This is a genomic window from Roseisalinus antarcticus (assembly GCF_900172355.1).
Taxonomy (GTDB): domain Bacteria; phylum Pseudomonadota; class Alphaproteobacteria; order Rhodobacterales; family Rhodobacteraceae; genus Oceanicola; species Oceanicola antarcticus_A.
In genome coordinates, this window is the sequence record NZ_FWFZ01000009.1 from 22702 (window position 1) to 40549 (window position 17848).

A 17848-nucleotide genomic window follows, 5' to 3' on the forward strand; every position below is an offset into this window, starting at 1 on the left:
GGGCCTGACGGCCCCCCTCTGCGGATCACCTTAGCCCCCCGCACCGCCCTTTCCAGATCAAAGCGCGGGGGGCAGCCGCCCGGACTGCGCCGTCCCGGGCCAGCGGGCGACGAAGTCGCGGTCCGCGCACAGATGTCGTGCGTTGACCTGTCCGCGGGCATGCTAAACTCCTCTCCAACGCAAACGGGGGAGCCAGCATGCAAATCGGAAAGGCCGGCAAGGCCACCACGTCCATCTCGACCGCGACGCCGGACAGCATCACCGTCCGGGGTCATGACCTCGTGTCCGACCTCATGGGGCACCTGAGTTTCGGCGAATACTTCTTTCTGCTCACCACGGGCCGCAAGCCGACCGAGGATCAACGCTTCTTCCTCGACGTGCTGCTGGTCTCGATCGCCGAACACGGGCTGGTCCCGACCAATCAGGCGGCGCGGATGACCTATGCGGCCGATCCCGATTTCCTGCAGGGCGCGGTCGCGGCCGGGCTGCTGGGCTGCGGCAAGGTGATCCTGGGGACGACCGAGACCGCCGGCGCCTTCCTGCAGGACGCCAAGGCGCGGATCGACGCGGGCGAGACCATGGACGACATCATCGCCGCGCTGCGCGACAGCGGCGGGCGCATTCCCGGCTTCGGCCACCCGCTGCACAAGCCGGTCGACCCCCGCGCCCAGCGCATCCTGTCGCTGGCCGAGGAGCGCGGCCTTTCGGGGCCTTACGTCCCGCTTGCCCGGGCGACCGAAGAGGCGGTCGGGCGGCTGTGGTCGCGGCCGCTGCCCATGAACGTGTCCTTCGCGATCCCTGCGGTGCTGCTCGACCTCGAGTTTCCGCCCGCGGTGTTGAAGGCGGTGCCGATCCTGGCGCGCACGGCGAGCCTGCTGGCGCACCTGGCCGAGGAATCGGGCAACCCCATCGGCTTCACCCTCGCCCATCATGCGGAACAGGGCATCACCTTCGATCCGGAGGGCGGCCAATGATGCATGCCCCCGCGATCGAGACCGCCCCCTGGGACCGGCAGATTGGCGATGACGACGCGGCCTACCGTGCGCAGGTCCGCTATCTTCTGGAGCATTCCGCCTTCTACCGCGACAAGCTGGCCGAGGCGGGCTTTGCCTCCGCCGAGGCGGTGGGCGGGCTGGCCGACATCGCCCGGCTGCCCTTCACCGAGAAGGACGAGCTGCGCGCCACCCGCGACGCGGACCACCCCATCGGCACGCACCTGGCCGCGCCGATGAAGGACATCGTGCGGATCTATTCCACCAGCGGCACCACCGGCACGCCCAGCTACATCCCGCTGACCGCCGAGGACCTGGCCAACTGGGTCGAGATCTCGCAACGCTCCTACGCCGCCAGCGGGATCGCGCCCGGAGAGCGGATGGTCACCACCTACAATGCCGGACCCTTCGTGGCGGGCGTCACGCTCGATGCCTTCGCGGCCCTCGGGGTCTGTCACATCCCCGTCGGCGCGGGCAACACCGAACGGCTGATGGCCGCCGTCTCGCTGCTGCAACCGAGCGTGCTGGGCTGCACCCCGTCCTACGCGCTGCATCTGGCGGAATGGGCGGCGCAGCGGGGGATCGACACCGCCGCCTCCAGCGTCCGGCGCATCCTGGTGGCCGGAGAGCCCGGCGGTGGAGAGCCCGCCCTGCGCGCCCGGCTCGAGGAGGCCTGGGGCGCCAAGGTGACCGAAGCGATGGGGATCGGCGACATCTCGGTCTCGCTCTGGGGCGAGTGCGACCACCAGACCGGGATGCACTTTTCCGGCCGCGGCATCGTCCATGCCGAGGTGATCGACCCCGAGACCGGCGCCGCCCTGCCGTTCGAGGACGGGGTCGAGGGAGAGCTGGTCTATACCCACCTTCGGCAGCGGGCCGCGCCGCTGCTGCGGTTCCGCTCGCGCGACCGGGTGCGGATCGGCACGACGGCCTGCGCCTGTGGCCGCACCTCGCCCCATGTGCGCTGCATCGGGCGGACCGACGACATGCTGATCGTGCGCGGGGTGAACCTTTTCCCGACCGCGGTGCGCGAGGTCGTGGGCGAGTTCGGTGACCATGTCAGCGGGGTGATCTCGATCCGGCCACAGACCAGGGGCGTCAAACAGGCGCCGCCCCTGCCCGTGACCGTGGAGCTGGCCGAGGGCACGACCCCGCCCGCCGACCTCGCCGAGCGGATTGCCCGGCGCATCCGCGACAAGCTGGTCGCGACCACCGCCGTCACGCTGGTCGGGCACGGGACGCTGCCCCGCTCCGACTACAAATCCAGACTCATCGACTGGTCCGACGCCGTCTGACCGCACCGTCCCATCCCGAAAGGAACCTCCCATGAACCCGCCAAACCAGATCCGGAAGATCCAATCCCAGGGCGTGCACCACATCACGCTGATGGGGGCCGACCGCCAGACCTCCATCGACTTCTGGGAAGGTCTTCTGGGCATGCCGTTCATCTTCGACCAGCCCAACCTCGACAACCCGAACGAGGGGCATCTCTACTTCGATCCGGGCGACGGGCGGCTGATCACGATCTTCACCAACGAGGACCGCAAACCCGACGCCCGCCGCACCTCGACCGAGACCGGCGCGGTGCACCATATCGCATTCAGCGTGAGCCAGGCGTCGTTCTGGCAGGTGGCAAAGCGGCTCGATGCGCGCGGGATCAAGCATTCCGGCGCAAAGGACCGCGGCTTCATGGATTCGATCTATTTCGAGGATCCGCTGGGTCTGCTGATCGAGATCGCGAGCTACCGGTTCGAGCCCCCCGAGGGCACGCGCCATGCCGACGTGATGATCGAGGCGCACAAGATCCGCGTCGCGCGGGGCGATCACCATATCGACCGCGAACACCTGGCCGATGCGATCGAACTTCTGATCGAACGGCGCCACGCCTCGCTGTCTTCGGACCGCGGACCGCGCAATCCCTACTGATCGCGCGTCCCCTGGCCCTTCTCGAAAGGGCCGGGGGACTTGGTCGGCTCGCCTGGCGCGGCCCAATCGCCGCGGACCCCACGCATGCTTCGCGATGCGCCGGAACGAAAACCTCGGCGGTCGTGGTCCGGACCGCGACCAACCGGTCCGGACAGGCCTGGCCTAGTCGGCCCTGAATTCCACCTCTTCGATGAGGCTCATGAGATCCTTGCTCAGCCGCGGCGTCGGCTCTCCGGACGGCCGGACAGGTGCTGCGACAGCACCAGGTAGTGCAGGTGCAGGTTCGTGATCTTCTTCTGCAGGTCGCCCAGCATCTCGGTCAACTTCCCGACGGGCATGTCGCGCACGTCGGCCGACCGGCTTTCCAGGAATTTCGAGATGTTGAACAGGGGCATGATCGCGCTTTCGATCGTGCGGAAGGCCAGGTCGTCGAGCTGCGAGCGCAGCGGGTTGGCGATGCTCACCGTCTCGTCGAACATCCCCGTCACCTGGCCGAAGAACCGCTGGAAACGCAGCACGAACACCCGCACGGCGTCGTCGGTTAAGGATTGCGACACCACCAGCCGGGGATCAGACAGAATCAGGTCCTGCATCACCACCCGGTCGCCGGTGAAACTCCAGATTCCGGTGGGCCTGTCGACGCTCTCCAGGTAGCGGGTGACATCCTGCAGCACCCGCCCCCTGAGCGTGGTCTTCAACGGCCGCGGCTCGTTGAAGGCGATCTGGATTCGCGCGTCGCCCTCGTTAACGACCACGCTGCGAAGCCGAAACTCTCCGCCACGCTCCTCTATCGACATGGAAAGATTTGAAAAGACGGGTTTTTCCCCGGTTCTCTCGACAAGATCCATAAGATGCTCCCGCGCCACCGAGCCGCATTCTGACACCCCGATGGTTACCAATTGGTTAAAATATCGCACCGAACAGTTAACTTGGCGCTCAAACCATCGTGCGATATTGCAACCTTGCCGGGCATTGTGCAACGCTCAAATAACCTTGGATTGCGCTACATGGCGTGAGGACCGGCCTCTTCGCCCGCCCCGCGCCATCAGGATGGTGATGTCAGCATGCCAGACAAGACCGGACCCGGATCGGCTGCGACGCAGGAGGGCGACCCCGCGGATCTTCGGATCGTCGGCATCGCCGCATCGGCCGGCGGACTCGAGGCGGTGTCGCTGCTCGCGCAGAACCTGCCCGCAAAGGCGAACGCGAGCTATATCGTCGCGCAACACATGTCGCCCACGAACAAGAGCCTGCTGAGCTCGCTGATCGCCCGGGAAACCGCGCTGCCGGTGATCGAGCTCGGCGAGGACGTCGCCCCCGAGCCTGACACGATCTATGTCTCGCCGCCGAACTGGGACGTGATCTACCAGGACGGCCGGATCTGCCGGCGCACGCCGTCCAGCCGCCCGGCGAGCCCGAAGCCCTCGGCCGACCGCCTGTTCAAGTCCCTCGCGGCGAGCTGCGGCGAACGCTCCGTGGCCATCGTCCTGTCCGGCACCGGCAGCGACGGCAGCTACGGCACCCAGGATGTCCGCGAGGCGGGCGGCATCACCATCGCCCAGGACGTTGCCTCGGCGAAATACGACGGGATGCCGGCCTCGGCCATAGACACCGGCTGCGTCGACCTCACGCTGACGCCCGAGCAGATCGGCGAGCACCTCAAGAAGATCCTGTCCCCCTCGCGCGATTTCGAGCCGCTGCGCCATCTCGACGAAGAACCCGGGCGTGTCTCGACGCTTCTCAAGATGCTGCTGGCGCGGACGCGGGTCGATTTCCGGGACTACAAGGAAAACACCGTCAACCGCCGGATCACCCGGCGCATGACGGCGCTGGGGATCGAGGATGTCGACGCCTATGTCGACCATTGCCGGACCTCGGAACAGGAGCTCGACGCGTTGCACCGCGACCTGCTGATCTCGGTCACCCGGTTCTTCCGCGACCGGGACCAGTTTGATCAGCTCCGGCGCGAAATCGAAAAGCTGGTCGCGCAATCGCGGCACCGCCAGATCCGGGTCTGGGTCGCCGGCTGCGCCACCGGGGAAGAGGCCTATTCCGTCGCGATCCTGTTCGCCGAGGCCATGGGTGGACGCCGCGAACTGACCAAGGACCGGCTGCAGATCTTCGCCACAGACATCGACGAACGCGCCCTCGGGATCGCGCGGCGCGCCAGCTATCCGGCGAGCGCCGCCGACGACATCCCGCCCGACTACCTGTCGAGATATTTCGTCGAGTCCGGCGGCAAGCTCATGGTCGCGGCCGAGCTGCGGGCGGTCACGCTGTTCTCCAGGCACAACATCTTCCACGACCCGCCGTTCATCTGCGTAAGCCTTGTCTCCCTGCGCAACGTGCTGATCTATTTCAACGCGGCGCTGCAGGAGCGGGTGCTGAACCGGGTGCTCACTGCCCTCTCGCCCGGGGGGCTGCTGTTTCTGGGCACCGCCGAAAGCATCGGCCACATGGATGTCCGCCTTGAAAGCCCGTCGCCGACCGACAAGATCTTCACCAAGCGGGCCGGCTTCCGCGAGGGCGCCCTCGCCATGTCCTCCCCGCAGTCGAGCCGGCTTGCAAGCCAACGCCAGAAGCCCGACGACAGCGCCGCACGGGCCGAGGACCTGCACGGCAAGCAGTTCGACGCCCTCGCCAAGGCCGTGGCCGAGAACGGGTTCCTGGCGACGCGGTCCGGCGACATCGTCCGGGTCTTCGGCGACATCTCGCCCTACATCGAAGTGTCGGAGAACAGCCTGCTGTCGCTCAGCATCCGGCTGCTGAAGGCACCGTTTCGCGACGACGTCACCGGCATGATCGCCGTGGTCCTGCTCAACCGCAAGCGGCGGCGGGGCCGGGTGCACGACTTCGCCGTCGGCAGCGACAACCGGGTGCAGATCGAATGCATCCCGCTGGCAGGCGCCACGCAGGGCGAGGACCACGTCCTGGTCTCGTTCCAGACCCGGCACGAGGCCGCGACCACCGCCGAGATCTACACCCTGACTGACGCAGGGCGGCAGGACTACATCGCCCGGCTCGAATCCGAGAACGAGATCACCCGCGAGGCGCTGCAACAGACCGTCGAAGAGCTGCGGACTGCCAACGAGGAACTGCAATCGGTCAACGAAGAGATGCAATCGACCAACGAAGAGCTGCAATCCACCAACGAAGAGCTCGAAACCTCCAACGAAGAGCTCCAGTCGACAAACGAGGAGCTGGTCACCGTCAACGAGGAGATGCAGATCAATGCGGCCCAGCTCCAGGTGGTCTCGACCGAAGCGATGGCCATCCTCGCGGCCTCGCCCTTTCTGCTGCTGGTCGTGGACGAGACGCTCACGATCCGCAAGGCGTCGGATCTGGCGCTCGACTTCTTCAAGCTCGGAGACCTGCCGCATTCGGGGGTGCACCTGTCGCGCTGCAAGCTGCCGACGGGCTTTCCGGAGCTGACCCGCGCGGCCAACGACGTCTTCAGGCAGGGGCGCAACACGACGTTTTCGGTGGAATCGGACGGTCGGTTCTTCTCGGTCAGCATCGCCCCCTATTCCGGGCCGGACAGCACGGTCGTGGGGCTGACGATCGCGGCCCATGAATTCGATTCCGATCCCTTCCGGATGATGACCGAGATGATGGATTCCATGGCCGGCATCTCGCGCTGGAGCTACAACGTCTACAGCGGAGAGGTGTTCTGGTCGCCGGAGATCTACCGGATGCACGGGCTCTCCCCGGATCAGCCGCCGCCCTCGCTGGAGGAGGCGTTCACCTACTTTCACCCCGATGAACAGCAGATGATCCGCGAGAAATTCGACGCGAGCCTGCGGGCCGACGTGCCCTTCGGGTTCGAGGCCCGCATCGTCCGCGCCGACGGCGGGATCACCTTCGTGCAATCGGCAGGCGCCGTCGCCCGGGACCGCAACGGAGAGCCCACCTACATCGTCGGCGCGATCCGCGACTGGACCCGCGAGCTGGCCGAGCGCATGCTGGTGCGCAACTTCTCCGAGGTGCAGGACGATTTCGGCATCGGCTTCTACTCCATGGATATCGCCAATTCCCAAAACTACTGGAGCCGGGGGCTCTATCTGATCCTCGGGCTGGACCCCGAGCGCGACACGCCCAGCATCGACAGGGCGTTGGCGCGGATATGTCGTGAGGATCGGGACTTGGTCGCGGGCCTTGTGCAGGGCTTGATCGACACCGGGGCGCCGTTCGGGTTTTTCGCCCGCATCGTCAGCAAGGCCGGCGACCGGATCTGGTGCGAGGGCAAGGGCCGCGCCCGGATCGCCGAGAATGGCGAGGTCAGCCATATCTACGGCAGCTTCTGCCGGCTGTCCCCGGACAGGGTCGCGGCCGAAACGCTGACCGAGGCCCGCAAGATCCCCACGCCCTGACCGCCCGCCGCGCCGGCGCGGGCCGCCGGCCGCGGGATGCCTTGTCCTGGGCTTGCTTGCTTCGGGCCGCGGCAGAACATTATATGAACATCATGGTCTGGCCTCTGCGATTCCCCCTCTCTGCGACCCCGGCGCCCGCCGCACCGGGCGCGACCGCGCGGGGCGCCGATGTATAGCGTCACGATCCCGCCGATCGGATCCGCCCGGGCCTGGCGCCGCGCCGCAAGCGCGGCCCTCGCCGCACGGATCCCGCCGGCCGAGGTGCGCTGGTCCCTCGCCGGGGCCGAGGCTGAACCGGTCGAAAGCCGGCCGCTGCCCGAGGCGGTGCGCCCGGTGCGGGTGGCGGCCAGGTTCCTGGCCTTGGCCGATACCGTGGTCTGGCACCGCGAAACCGCCTGCCTCGCCGATCTCTACGCCCTGCTCTGGCGCCTCCGCCAGGACCCGGCATTGATCGAGGACGACACCGACCCCGCGCTCTCGGCCCTGCGCGAACGGGCGCGGCAGGTCAGCCGCTGCCAGCGCAGGCTCCGCACCGGGCTGCGCTTCGTGAGCCTGCCGGCCGATGTGCGCCGGGACGGGGGCCCGCATCTCGCGGCACGCGTCGCGCCCGCGCACCGGACGCTGGAACCCCTGGCGCCGATCCTGGCCCGCCGTTTCGACAGCATGGACTGGACGATCCTGTCACCGGACCTGACCCTGCGCTTCGAAGCAGGCGTCCTCACGCTCCACCCAGGCAGCCCGGCCCCCGGCCGCGCAGCCAGCGCCCCGGTTGGCGCCCCAACCGACAGTCTCCAAGCGGCGCTAGAGCAGCACGTCAGCAGGAAATCCGCGCCCCGTCCGGCGCGGGGCGGCGCGGGCAAACGCCCTCAGCCCGTAGCCGACCTGCTGTCGCTCATCGACGGCACCGCCGCCCGAGACGGCTAGACCTTGGCCATGGGATGGCGGGTGGGGCGTCGCTGCGCCCCGAAGGGGGGCCAGCGCGCGGCACACGTCAGCCCCTCTCAGGTATTGAACAGAAAGTGCAGGACGTCGCCGTCCTTGACCAGATAGCTCTTGCCCTCGGCCCGCATCTTTCCGGCTTCCTTCGCCGGTTGCTCGCCGCCGAGCTCCACGAAATCCTCGAAGGCGATGGTCTCGGCCCGGATGAAACCCTTCTCGAAATCGCCGTGGATCACGCCCGCGGCCTGCGGCGCATGGGTGCCCTCGCGGATCGTCCAGGCCCGGGCTTCCTTCGGCCCCACGGTAAAGTAGGTCTGCAGGTGCAACAGCTCATAGCCGGCCCGGATCAGCCGGTCGAGCCCGGCTTCCTCCAGCCCCATCTCGCCCAGGAACATCCCGGCCTCCTCCTCCTCGAGCTGGCTGATCTCCTCCTCGATCCGCGCCGAGATCACCACGTGGGAATTGCCCTCCGCCGCGGCCATCTCGGCCACCTGCGCGGAAAACGCGTTCCCCGTCCCGGCCGCGGCCTCCTCGACATTGCAGACGTAAAGCACCGGCTTGGTGGTCAGAAGTTGCAGCAGCTTCCAGGCCTTGATGTCCTCGTCATCGACCTCGACGACCCGCGCGGGCCGGCCCTCTTCCAGCACCGCTTGCGCGGCCTTCAGAAGCCGCTCCTGCTGGACCGCCTCCTTGTCACCGCCGCGCACCTTGCGGACGATGTTCTGCATCCGCCGTTCGATGCTCTCCAGGTCGGCCAGCATCAACTCGGTCTCGATCGTCGCGGCATCGGCCACCGGATCCACGCGGCCTTCCACGTGGGTGACGTCCCCGTCCTCGAAACACCGCAGCACATGGGCGATGGCATCGACCTCGCGGATGTTGGCAAGAAACTGGTTGCCCAGCCCCTCGCCCTTGGAGGCGCCCTTCACCAGCCCCGCGATATCCACGAACGTCATCCGCGTCGGGATGATCTGCTTGGATTTCGCGATCTCGGCCAGCCGCTCCAGCCGCGAGTCCGGCACGGCGACCTCGCCCACGTTCGGCTCGATGGTGCAGAACGGAAAATTCGCCGCCTGCGCCGCGGCCGTGCGGGTAAGCGCGTTGAACAGCGTCGACTTGCCGACATTCGGCAGCCCGACAATTCCCATACGAAAGCCCATGGTCTTCCCCTCTGCCTGATCCGCGCCGCTTCTAGTGCCGCCCCCCCGGCTGCGCAAGCCGCCCGTTCCCGACACCGGCTGCGCCCCCCTGCCTCCGCCCCCGCCTCGCCGAGGCCCGGCCGGCCCGCCCGCCGCGCTTCTTCCATTGATTTTCCCGCGCCCGTGCCGCACACCGCGCCGGCAGGCGATGGATTGACCGGACAAGGGGACAGGCATGACACGGATCGACGCCAAATTCGCGCAGCTTCGCGCCGAGGGCCGCAAGGCCTTCGTGGCCTATGTCATGGCCGGCGACCCCGATCACGCCACCTCGTTGCAGGTTCTCAAGGGCCTGCCCGCCGCCGGCGTGGACATCATCGAGCTGGGCGTGCCCTTCACCGACCCCATGGCCGACGGCCCCACGATCCAGCTGGCCGGGCAACGGGCGCTCGAAGGCGGCCAGACCCTGGCCGGCACCCTCGACATGGTGCGCACCTTGCGGGCCGAGGATGACACCACGCCGGTCGTGCTCATGGGCTATTACAACCCGATCTACAGCATGGGAGTCGCGGCCTTCCTCGAAGCGGCCAGCGAGGCCGGCGTCGACGGGCTGATCGTGGTCGACCTGCCCCCCGAAGAGGACGCCGAGCTCTGCCTGCCCGCCCAGGCCGCCGGGCTGAACTTCATCCGTCTCGCCACGCCCACGACCGACGACAAGCGCCTGCCCAAGGTGCTGCAGAACACCTCCGGCTTCGTCTATTACGTCTCGATCACGGGCATCACCGGCGCCGCCAACGCCCAGGCCACCAACGTCGGCCCCGAAGTCTCACGGATCAAGTCGCAGACCGACCTGCCGGTGATCGTTGGCTTCGGGATCAAGACGCCCGAGGCCGCCATGGCCATCGCCGGCGTCGCCGACGGCGCGGTCGTGGGCTCGGCCATCGTGGAAAAGATCGGCGCGGGCCAATCCCCCGACGAGGTGCTGGCCTTCGTCAAATCCCTCGCCGACGGCGCCCACGGGGCCTGACCCCGGAACGCCGCCGCGGCACCGGCGTCAATCCCACCAGGGCCCGTGCCGGCCCGCGCCGCCATCGACCCGGTCGAACCCATGCCGCCCGAAGAAATCGCGCTGGCCCTGGATCAGGTCCGTCGTCCCCCGTGCAAGCGCCATGGACTCCAGGAACGCCAGCGCCGCCGCCAGCGCGGGCACCGGATGCCCCGCCGCGACCGAGGCCGCCACCACCCGCCGCATCGCCGGCACGGCCTCGCGCAGCATCCCGGCAAAGGCCGGCGCAAAGATCAGCTGGCCCATCGGCAAATCACCCCGGAACGCCCCGGCGATGCCGTCCAGCAGCGCCGAGCGGATGATGCAGCCCGCCCGCCAGACCTCGGCGATCCGCGCGAAATCCAGGCTCCAGCCGAATTCGTCGGACGCCGCGTCGAGGATCCGGAACCCCTGGGCATAAGCCACGATCCGGCCGGCCAGCAGCGCCGCCTCCAGGTCCGCCGCGTCCAGCTCCAGCGGCTCCCGTCCGAACCCGAGGATCTCGGCCCCGGCCTCGCGGACCTCCTTCTCGGCGGACCAGCTCCGCGCCGCCACCGCCGCCTCGATCGCCGAGGCCGACTGGCCCATCCGCAGCGCCTCGATCACGGTCCAACGGCCGGTGCCCTTCTGCCCGGCCCGGTCGACGATCGCATCCACCGCCGGCCCGCCCGAAATCCTGTCGACGGCGCCCAGCACCTCGGCCGAAATCTCGACCAGGTAGCTCTTGAGCGGCCCGTCGTTCCAGGCGCCGAAGACCTTGCCGATCTCGGCCGGTGCCTTGCCCAGGCCATAGCGCATCAGCCCGTAGACCTCGGCGATCAGCTCCATGTCGGCGTATTCGATGCCGTTGTGCACGGTCTTGACGAAATGCCCCGCCCCGTCAGGCCCGAATCGATCGGCGCACGGCGCCCCCTCGAACTTGGCCGAGATCGCCTCGATCACCTCCCGCAGCCCGGCCCAGACACTCTCGGTGCCGCCCGCCATGATCGAGGGGCCGTGCCGCGCCCCCTCCTCGCCGCCCGATACGCCCATCCCGAGGAACGCCACGCCGGACGATTCGACCTCGTCGGTCCGCCGCCGGGTGTCGTTGAAATCCGCGTTGCCCGCGTCGATGATCACATCGCCGTCGCCCAGCACCTCCAGCAGCTCGGCGATTCCCGAATCCACCGCCCCGCCGGCCGGCACCATCAGGATGATCGCCCGCGGCGCCGGCATCGCCCGCGCCATCGCGACAAGGCTCTCGTGCCCGGTCAGATTTTCGGCAAGCGCCCCGGCCTCGCCGACGAATTCCGGCACCCGCGACGTCGTCCGGTTCGCGACATGCAACCCGTAGCCGTTGTCGAGAATATTGAGCGCAAGCGCGCTGCCCATTGTGCCGAGCCCGTAAAGCCCGAGGCTGGGGAGTGTCATGACGGATGGTCCTTTTCGCAGATCATGCGCCAGCTAACTCCGAAAGCCGCCGGACCAAAAGGGCTCAGTCCCGACGGAATGTCAGATAATGCGGCACACGGCCCTCGCGCAGGGCCTTTTGCTCGTAGCGGGTGGAGATCCAGTCGGCCCAGGGCTCGCGCCAATCCGCCGCCCGCGTGGCCGTCCAGCGGAAGCCGAAGCGCGGCACCTGCTCCAGGGCCTGGCGCACGTAATCGGGAATGTCGGTCGCCACCCGGAACTCCGCCCCCGGCGCCAGGACCCGCGCCAGCGGCTCCAGATGCTCGGGCGTCACGAATCGCCGCCGGTGGTGCCGGGCCTTCGGCCAGGGATCGGGATAAAGCAGGAACGCCCGGGACACGCTCGCCTCGGGCAGCACATCGAACAGGTCACGCACATCGCCGGGATGAACCCGCAGGTTGTCGACGCCGGTCTTGCGGATCTTCGACAACAGCATCGCCACGCCGTTGATGTAGGGCTCGCAGCCAATCAGCCCGGCCTGCGGATTATGCTCGGCCTGGTGCACCATGTGCTCGCCCCCACCGAACCCGATCTCCAGCCAGAGATCCCGGCCCCCGAACAGCGCGACGATATCCAGCGGCCTGCGCTCCGGGTTCTCCTCCCACGAGACCGGCCCGGGCGACAGCGCACCCAGATCCCGCTCCAGCGCGACCTTCTGCGACTTGCGCAGGCCCTTGCCCTTGGTCCGGCCGTAGAAATTGCGCCAGGGTGCGCCGCTGGGATGATCGTTTTCCATGGCGCACCGCCTAGCCAAACCATGGGGTGCAGGCAACCGGTCTTCATTGCCTCGCAATATCCCCGCCGGAGGCGCCCCGACCACAGCCCGTACCCGGCCCGCCCTCCAGGCGTCACGATGCAAGGTGATGAAAAAAGAGAGCGCGGCAGCGCACAATTTGAGACGGCCCGCCCGTCGGGGCGGCGCGGCTCAGCGGCGGCGCAGGCGGATGACGACGTCGACCTTGCAGATCTCGGCCCCGTCGGGCGCGTTGGGCAGACGAGAAATCTCGAGTTCGTCGGCCGGCGCGTCGGTCAGCTCCGCCCGGTCTTCCCAGAAGAAATGCGGATGGTCGGTCATGTTGGTGTCGAAATAGCTCTTGGAGCCGTCGACCACGATCTCCCGCAGGATCCCGGCCTCGCAGAACGCCTTGAGCGTGTTGTAGACCGTGGCCAGCGAGACCTTCTCGCCGGCATCCCGCGCGGCGTCGAACAGGCTCTCGGCGGTGACGTGACGGTCGTTTCCATCGCCCACCAGCAGATCCGCCAGCGCGATCCGCTGCCGGGTCGGACGAAGTCCCGCGCCCGCCAGCCAGATTTCCCCTCGCGCCGTCACCTGTTCCACTGAACGCGTCCCGTTTGCACCATTGCGATAACATATGGCAGAAGCCGGCCGCTTTTCAATGCGTCACTCGGCCCCGCCCGGCCGCCGGCGCCGCCCCGTGCCGCCCTTGCCACTGTTTGCCCGAGGGTGATATGGGCCTGCACGACTTGGAACAAGAACCTTTGACCGCATCAGAATGGAGCCCCCGCCAGCATGGCCGAATATCCAACCAGTTTCGACCGGGACGACCTGCTCAAATGCGCCCGGGGTGAGCTCTTCGGACCCGGCAACGCGCAGCTACCCGAGCCGCCGATGCTGATGATGGACCGGATCACCGACGTCTCGGGCGATGGCGGCACCCATGGCAAGGGCCACGTGGTGGCGGAATTCGACATCAACCCAGACCTGTGGTTCTTCGACTGCCACTTCCCCGGCAACCCGATCATGCCCGGCTGCCTCGGCCTCGACGGCCTGTGGCAGCTGACGGGCTTCAACCTCGGCTGGCGCGGCTGGCAGGGCCGCGGTTATGCACTGGGCGTGGGCGAGGTCAAGCTGACAGGCATGGTGCGCCCGGACCGCAATATGCTTACCTACCACGTCGACTTCACCAAGGCCGTCCAGAGCCGGCGCCTGACCATGGGCGTGGCCGACGGTCGGGTCGAGGCCGACGGAGAGACCATCTATCTGGTCAAGGACATGAAGGTCGCGCTCTCCGAGAGCTGACCCACCAAAGCAGGGAGGCGTCATGCGCCGCGTCGTCGTTACAGGACTGGGCATCGTCTCGCCCATCGGAAACAACGCTGCCGAGGTCGAAGCCTCGCTGCGCGCGGGCCGCTCGGGCATCGTCGCGGTCGAGGAGATGGCCGAACACGGCTTTCGCTCGCAGATCGCGGGAACCCCCAAGATCGACGTGACCGAGCATGTGGACAAACGCGCCCTGCGCTTCATGGGCCCCGGGGCGGCCTACGCCCATATCGCCATGACCCAGGCCATCGCCGACGCGGGCCTCGAGGAAAGTGACGTGGTCAACCCCCGCTCCGGGCTGATCGCGGGCTCCGGCGGGCCCTCGACCTCGGCCATGTTCGCCGCCCACAGGACGGTGATCGAGAAGGGCTCGCCCAAGCGGATCGGACCCTTCGCGGTGCCAAAGTGCATGTCCTCGACGATCTCGGCCAACCTCTCGACGGCGTTCCGGATCAAGGGGATCAACTACTCGATCACCTCGGCCTGCTCGACCTCGCTGCATTGCATCGGGGCCGCGTCCGAGCAGATCATGATGGGCAAGCAGGACATCATGTTCGCCGGCGGCGCCGAAGAACTGGACTGGACCCTGTCGTGCCTGTTCGACGCCATGGGCGCGATGAGCTCGCGGTTCAACGACACCCCCGACCGCGCCAGCCGCGCCTTCGACGCGGACCGCGACGGCTTTGTCATCGCCGGCGGCGGCGGCATGGTCGTGCTGGAAGACTACGAGCACGCCAAGGCCCGCGGTGCCAGGATCTATGCCGAGGTCACCGGCTTCGCCGCGACCTCCGACGGGCATGACATGGTCGCCCCCTCCGGCGAAGGCGGCGAGCGCGCCATGCGGATCGCGCTCCAGACCCTGCCCGAGGATCGCCAGGTCGGCTATATCAACGCCCATGGCACCTCGACGCCGGTCGGCGATGTGGGCGAGGTTCAGGCCGTGCGCCGGGTCTTCGGCCAGGGCACGACCCCGCCGATCAGCTCGACCAAGTCGATGACCGGCCACAGCCAGGGCGCGACCGGCGCACAGGAGGCCGTCTATTGCCTGCTGATGCTCGAAAAGGACTTCATCGCCCCGTCGATCAACGTCGAGACCCTCGACCCGGAGCTTGCCCCGTCCGAGATCGCGACCTCCCTGGTCGAGGATGCCGGGCTGGATACCGTGATGACCAACAGCTTCGGCTTCGGCGGAACCAATGGGTCCATGCTGCTGTCGAAACTGAGGGACTGAGGCCATGACCATTTCGATGTCCGGCAAGCGCGGCCTTGTCATGGGGGTCGCCAACGAGCGGTCCATCGCGTGGGGCATCGCCCAGGCGCTGCACGAGGCGGGCGCGGAGCTCGCCTTCAGCTACCAGGGAGAGCAGCTCAAACGCCGGGTGGAGCCGCTGATGGCCGGGATCGGCAGCGACATCCTCGTCGAGGCCGACGTGACCGACGACGCCTCGCTCGACGCGGCCTTCGCCACCCTGGCCGAGCGCTGGGGCACGATCGACTTCCTGGTCCATGCCATCGCGTTCTCGGACAAGTCGGAACTGGCGGGCCGGTTCTGCGACACTTCGCGGGCGAACTTCCAGACCTCGCTGAACGTGTCGTGCTACAGTTTCATCGATGTGTCGCGCCGGGCGGCGGCGCTGATGCCGGACGGCGGGTCGCTAATCACGCTGACCTACCAGGGCAGCCAGAAGGTGATCCCGTTCTACAACGTGATGGGCGTGGCCAAGGCCGCGCTGGAATCGGCCACCCGCTACCTGGCCAACGACCTCGGGCCGCAGGGCATCCGGGTCAACGCGATCTCTCCGGGTCCGATGAAAACGCTGGCCGGGGCGGCCGTGACCGGCGCCCGGCGCACCTTCAAGCACGCCGAGACCAACGCCCCCCTGCGCGCCAACGCCACGCTGGCCGCGGTCGGCGGCACGGCGGTCTGGCTCTGCTCGGACGCGGGCGCCTTTACCAGCGGCGAGGTCGTCCACGTGGACGGCGGCTATCACATCATCGGGATGCCACGTCCCGACATGATGCCCCCGGCCACCTGACGGCCGCGCAGACGGCCCGGCCCCGCCCCCGGCGTTTCGCGTCAGGCGGAGGCAGCCTCGGCGTCCGTCCTCGGCGGCGCCAGCACCGGCGCGAAATACCAGGCCAGCAGCGTGAACGGCAGCAGCGCCGCCATCGCCATGCGCAGGCCCGCGACCTCGGCGACAAAGCCGAAGGCGGGCGGCGAGACGAAGCCGATCACTGTCGAGATCAGGGAGAACGCGGCCATGGTCTCGGCCGCCGGCCGGCCCGGGGTCTTGGCGGCGGCCGAAAAGCCCAGCGGGATCGAGATGCAGATCCCCAGCCCGATCACCGCGAAGCCCGTCAGCGCCAGCATCGGCCCTTGGGCCACGACCACCATGACGATGCCCGCGGCGGTGGCGGCGGCCATGGTCCGCTCGACCGCCAGCGCCCCCCAGCGCTGCACACCGCCGTCGCCCAGGAACCGGCCCAGGGTCAGCGCCCCGATCAGCGCCGGCAGAGCCAGCGCGGCGAACTGCTCTGACAGGCCCAGCGCGTCGCGCAGGTAGATCACGCCCCAGCTGCGGCCGATGCCCTCCAGCAGGATCCCCGCCGTGGCAAACCCCGCGATCACGAAGGCCGCCCGGCCCGGGATCGCGAAGCGGCGCGGCGCCCCCGCCCCCGGCCGGGCGGGATGGTCCCGCAAGGGCCCGATGAGCCACAGCGTCAGCCCGGTCGCCACAAGGGCGAAGACCGTGAAATGCGTCACCGGCGCCGTGCCCAGGCCGATCAGGCCGACCGAGGCCAGCGAGACCCCGAGAAACCCGATCCCCCACCAGCCGTGACAGCGGTTCATGATCCGCCGCCCGCTCTGCGCCTCGATCCGGTCGGCCTCGACGTTGATCGCGAGATTGCCCAGCGCCAGCCCCACGCCGAAGCCCAGAAGCGCCAGCGCCGGCAGACCGGGGGCGAGGGCCACGGGGATGGTCATGGCAGCAAAGACCGGCAGGCCGGCCAGCAGGCTGCGGCGGGGACCCACGCTCTCGACCAGCGCCGACACGAAGAGGTTGCCCAGAACGACCCCGGCCGGCATCGCCGTCAGCGCGAGCCCGAAGGCGCCCTTGGACAGGCCGAGCGCGGCCTGTATCTCTGGCAGGCGGGCATAGAGCACGCCAACGCAGCTGCCGTGCAATGCGAACGCCGCCATCACGCGCACCGCGTGGGTCATTGTCATCTGTCGGGAATCCTGTGGAAGCTGGACCTTGGTCTTGGCGCGCGGCGCGGCGAAGGGCAAGGCGCCGCGGCCGAACGTCGGGCCCGGCGGATTCCGCAGAAGGTCCGCACAAGAAAAGAGACCGCGAAAGTCTTCCTTTCGCGGTCCCAGTCTGTTGCGGCCCGTCCATTGCGGCCTCTTTGATCAGGCCCGTCCGGTGCTGCCCGTTCGATCAGGCCGCGTTGATGTCGACCAGCTCGATGGCGAAGGTCAGATCCTTGCCCGCCAGCGGGTGGTTCGCGTCGAGCGTGACCTCGGCGTCGGTCGCCTCGACCACTGTGACGGGAACGACCTGCCCCTGCGGCGTCTGCATCTGCAGCCGGGTGCCCGGATCGACCGGCACGTCGTCGGGGATCTGGTCGCGGGGAATCGCCTGCCGCGCCGCCGGGTCGGCCTCGCCATAGGCATCGGCACAGGGCACGGCCACGGTCTTGGTCTCACCGACCGCCATGCCCGGAAGCGCCTTGTCGAGCCCAGGGATGATCTGGCCGGAGCCGACTTCGAATTCCAGCGGGTCGCGGCCCTGGCTGCTGTCGAAGGTGGCGCCATCGTCGAGGGTGCCAGTGTAGTGAATGCGCACGGTGTCGCCGGTCTTGACCTGCGTCATGGGAAATCTCCGTATCGGTTTGAGGGAGGAAAAGGGATGAGGAGGCCACCA

The 17848-nt window shown here is 68.4% G+C and carries 16 protein-coding genes; 9 read left to right on the forward strand and 7 right to left on the reverse strand.

Annotated elements, in window-relative coordinates:
- Nucleotides 1-197: 197 nt before the first annotated feature.
- Genes ROA7023_RS10450 through ROA7023_RS10460 form a run of 3 tightly spaced genes read left to right on the forward strand, consistent with a single transcriptional unit; the run spans nt 198 to nt 2918 of the window.
- A complete protein-coding gene (locus ROA7023_RS10450; RefSeq protein ID WP_085878992.1) occupies nt 198-974 on the forward strand; it encodes a citryl-CoA lyase in 777 nt (258 codons plus the stop codon).
- Nucleotides 971-2287, forward strand: a complete 1317-nt coding sequence (locus ROA7023_RS10455) for a phenylacetate--CoA ligase family protein (RefSeq protein ID WP_200812486.1) — start codon at nt 971-973, stop codon at nt 2285-2287. The genes ROA7023_RS10450 and ROA7023_RS10455 overlap by 4 nt, the downstream gene beginning before the upstream one ends.
- Before the next feature lie 49 nt (nt 2288-2336).
- On the forward strand, nt 2337-2918 hold the full coding sequence (locus ROA7023_RS10460; RefSeq protein ID WP_085879110.1) for a VOC family protein: 582 nt from the start codon (nt 2337-2339) through the stop codon (nt 2916-2918).
- 212 nt (nt 2919-3130) lie between these two features.
- Here the strand turns inward: ROA7023_RS10460 and ROA7023_RS10465 are convergent, their stop codons facing one another.
- Nucleotides 3131-3766 carry a hypothetical protein gene (locus ROA7023_RS10465; protein WP_085878993.1) on the reverse strand — a complete coding sequence of 212 codons (636 nt, stop codon included), beginning with the start codon at nt 3764-3766 and terminating at the stop codon, nt 3131-3133.
- 216 nt (nt 3767-3982) lie between these two features.
- Here ROA7023_RS10465 and ROA7023_RS10470 point away from each other — a divergent pair, with 216 nt between their 5' ends.
- Together ROA7023_RS10470 and ROA7023_RS10475 are read left to right on the forward strand one after the other, a co-directional pair.
- The gene (locus ROA7023_RS10470; RefSeq protein WP_085878994.1) at nt 3983-7288 is read left to right on the forward strand and encodes a chemotaxis protein CheB; all 3306 of its coding nucleotides are present in this window, start codon (nt 3983-3985) and stop codon (nt 7286-7288) included.
- Nucleotides 7289-7456: 168 nt separating this feature from the next.
- Complete coding sequence (locus ROA7023_RS10475; protein WP_085878995.1) at nt 7457-8212, forward strand: DUF4130 domain-containing protein; 756 nt, start codon at nt 7457-7459, stop codon at nt 8210-8212.
- A 77-nt stretch (nt 8213-8289) separates the two neighbouring features.
- Here the strand turns inward: ROA7023_RS10475 and ychF are convergent, their stop codons facing one another.
- A complete protein-coding gene (gene ychF / locus ROA7023_RS10480) occupies nt 8290-9387 on the reverse strand; it encodes a redox-regulated ATPase YchF (protein WP_085878996.1) in 1098 nt (365 codons plus the stop codon).
- A gap of 214 nt (nt 9388-9601) precedes the next feature.
- Here ychF and trpA point away from each other — a divergent pair, with 214 nt between their 5' ends.
- On the forward strand, nt 9602-10393 hold the full coding sequence (gene trpA / locus ROA7023_RS10485; protein ID WP_085878997.1) for a tryptophan synthase subunit alpha: 792 nt from the start codon (nt 9602-9604) through the stop codon (nt 10391-10393).
- Nucleotides 10394-10420: 27 nt separating this feature from the next.
- Here trpA and gnd read toward each other — a convergent pair whose 3' ends face one another.
- The 3 genes from gnd to irrA all read right to left on the reverse strand — a co-directional run bounded on the left by gnd (nt 10421) and on the right by irrA (nt 13190).
- A complete protein-coding gene (gnd, locus tag ROA7023_RS10490) occupies nt 10421-11821 on the reverse strand; it encodes an NADP-dependent phosphogluconate dehydrogenase (RefSeq protein WP_085878998.1) in 1401 nt (466 codons plus the stop codon).
- Nucleotides 11822-11885: 64 nt separating this feature from the next.
- The gene (gene trmB / locus ROA7023_RS10495) at nt 11886-12596 is read right to left on the reverse strand and encodes a tRNA (guanine(46)-N(7))-methyltransferase TrmB (protein WP_085878999.1); all 711 of its coding nucleotides are present in this window, start codon (nt 12594-12596) and stop codon (nt 11886-11888) included.
- 189 nt (nt 12597-12785) lie between these two features.
- The gene (gene irrA, locus ROA7023_RS10500) at nt 12786-13190 is read right to left on the reverse strand and encodes an iron response transcriptional regulator IrrA (RefSeq protein WP_085879111.1); all 405 of its coding nucleotides are present in this window, start codon (nt 13188-13190) and stop codon (nt 12786-12788) included.
- 201 nt (nt 13191-13391) lie between these two features.
- On the opposite strand from irrA, the gene fabA reads away from it, so the two are divergent.
- From fabA to ROA7023_RS10515, 3 genes are read left to right on the forward strand one after another with little or no spacing between them, the layout of a single operon-like run.
- Nucleotides 13392-13901, forward strand: coding sequence for a bifunctional 3-hydroxydecanoyl-ACP dehydratase/trans-2-decenoyl-ACP isomerase (gene fabA, locus ROA7023_RS10505; protein WP_085879000.1), 510 nt, complete (start codon nt 13392-13394; stop codon nt 13899-13901).
- A gap of 22 nt (nt 13902-13923) precedes the next feature.
- Entirely contained in the window at nt 13924-15153 is a 1230-nt protein-coding gene (gene fabB, locus ROA7023_RS10510) for a beta-ketoacyl-ACP synthase I (protein WP_085879001.1), read from the forward strand.
- A 4-nt stretch (nt 15154-15157) separates the two neighbouring features.
- A complete protein-coding gene (locus ROA7023_RS10515; protein WP_085879002.1) occupies nt 15158-15958 on the forward strand; it encodes an enoyl-ACP reductase FabI in 801 nt (266 codons plus the stop codon).
- Nucleotides 15959-15999: 41 nt separating this feature from the next.
- Here the strand turns inward: ROA7023_RS10515 and ROA7023_RS10520 are convergent, their stop codons facing one another.
- On the reverse strand, nt 16000-17151 hold the full coding sequence (locus tag ROA7023_RS10520; RefSeq protein ID WP_085879003.1) for an MFS transporter: 1152 nt from the start codon (nt 17149-17151) through the stop codon (nt 16000-16002).
- 211 nt (nt 17152-17362) lie between these two features.
- The gene (locus tag ROA7023_RS10525) at nt 17363-17797 is read right to left on the reverse strand and encodes an FKBP-type peptidyl-prolyl cis-trans isomerase (RefSeq protein WP_085879004.1); all 435 of its coding nucleotides are present in this window, start codon (nt 17795-17797) and stop codon (nt 17363-17365) included.
- Between the last annotated feature and the right edge of the window lie 51 nt (nt 17798-17848).

Excerpts from the sequence above, each read along its gene's own strand:
- gnd (WP_085878998.1), bottom strand. The coding sequence starts at position 11,821 with ATGACACTCCCCAGCCTCGGGCTTTACGGGCTCGGCACAATGGGCAGC.
- ROA7023_RS10465 (WP_085878993.1), bottom strand. The coding sequence starts at position 3,766 with ATGGATCTTGTCGAGAGAACCGGGGAAAAACCCGTCTTTTCAAATCTT.
- fabB (WP_085879001.1), top strand. The coding sequence starts at position 13,924 with ATGCGCCGCGTCGTCGTTACAGGACTGGGCATCGTCTCGCCCATCGGA.
- ychF (WP_085878996.1), bottom strand. The coding sequence starts at position 9,387 with ATGGGCTTTCGTATGGGAATTGTCGGGCTGCCGAATGTCGGCAAGTCG.
- ROA7023_RS10455 (WP_200812486.1), top strand. The coding sequence starts at position 971 with ATGATGCATGCCCCCGCGATCGAGACCGCCCCCTGGGACCGGCAGATT.
- trmB (WP_085878999.1), bottom strand. The coding sequence starts at position 12,596 with ATGGAAAACGATCATCCCAGCGGCGCACCCTGGCGCAATTTCTACGGC.
- ROA7023_RS10470 (WP_085878994.1), top strand. The coding sequence starts at position 3,983 with ATGCCAGACAAGACCGGACCCGGATCGGCTGCGACGCAGGAGGGCGAC.
- ROA7023_RS10450 (WP_085878992.1), top strand. The coding sequence starts at position 198 with ATGCAAATCGGAAAGGCCGGCAAGGCCACCACGTCCATCTCGACCGCG.
- ROA7023_RS10525 (WP_085879004.1), bottom strand. The coding sequence starts at position 17,797 with ATGACGCAGGTCAAGACCGGCGACACCGTGCGCATTCACTACACTGGC.
- ROA7023_RS10515 (WP_085879002.1), top strand. The coding sequence starts at position 15,158 with ATGACCATTTCGATGTCCGGCAAGCGCGGCCTTGTCATGGGGGTCGCC.
- trpA (WP_085878997.1), top strand. The coding sequence starts at position 9,602 with ATGACACGGATCGACGCCAAATTCGCGCAGCTTCGCGCCGAGGGCCGC.
- ROA7023_RS10520 (WP_085879003.1), bottom strand. The coding sequence starts at position 17,151 with ATGACAATGACCCACGCGGTGCGCGTGATGGCGGCGTTCGCATTGCAC.
- ROA7023_RS10475 (WP_085878995.1), top strand. The coding sequence starts at position 7,457 with ATGTATAGCGTCACGATCCCGCCGATCGGATCCGCCCGGGCCTGGCGC.
- fabA (WP_085879000.1), top strand. The coding sequence starts at position 13,392 with ATGGCCGAATATCCAACCAGTTTCGACCGGGACGACCTGCTCAAATGC.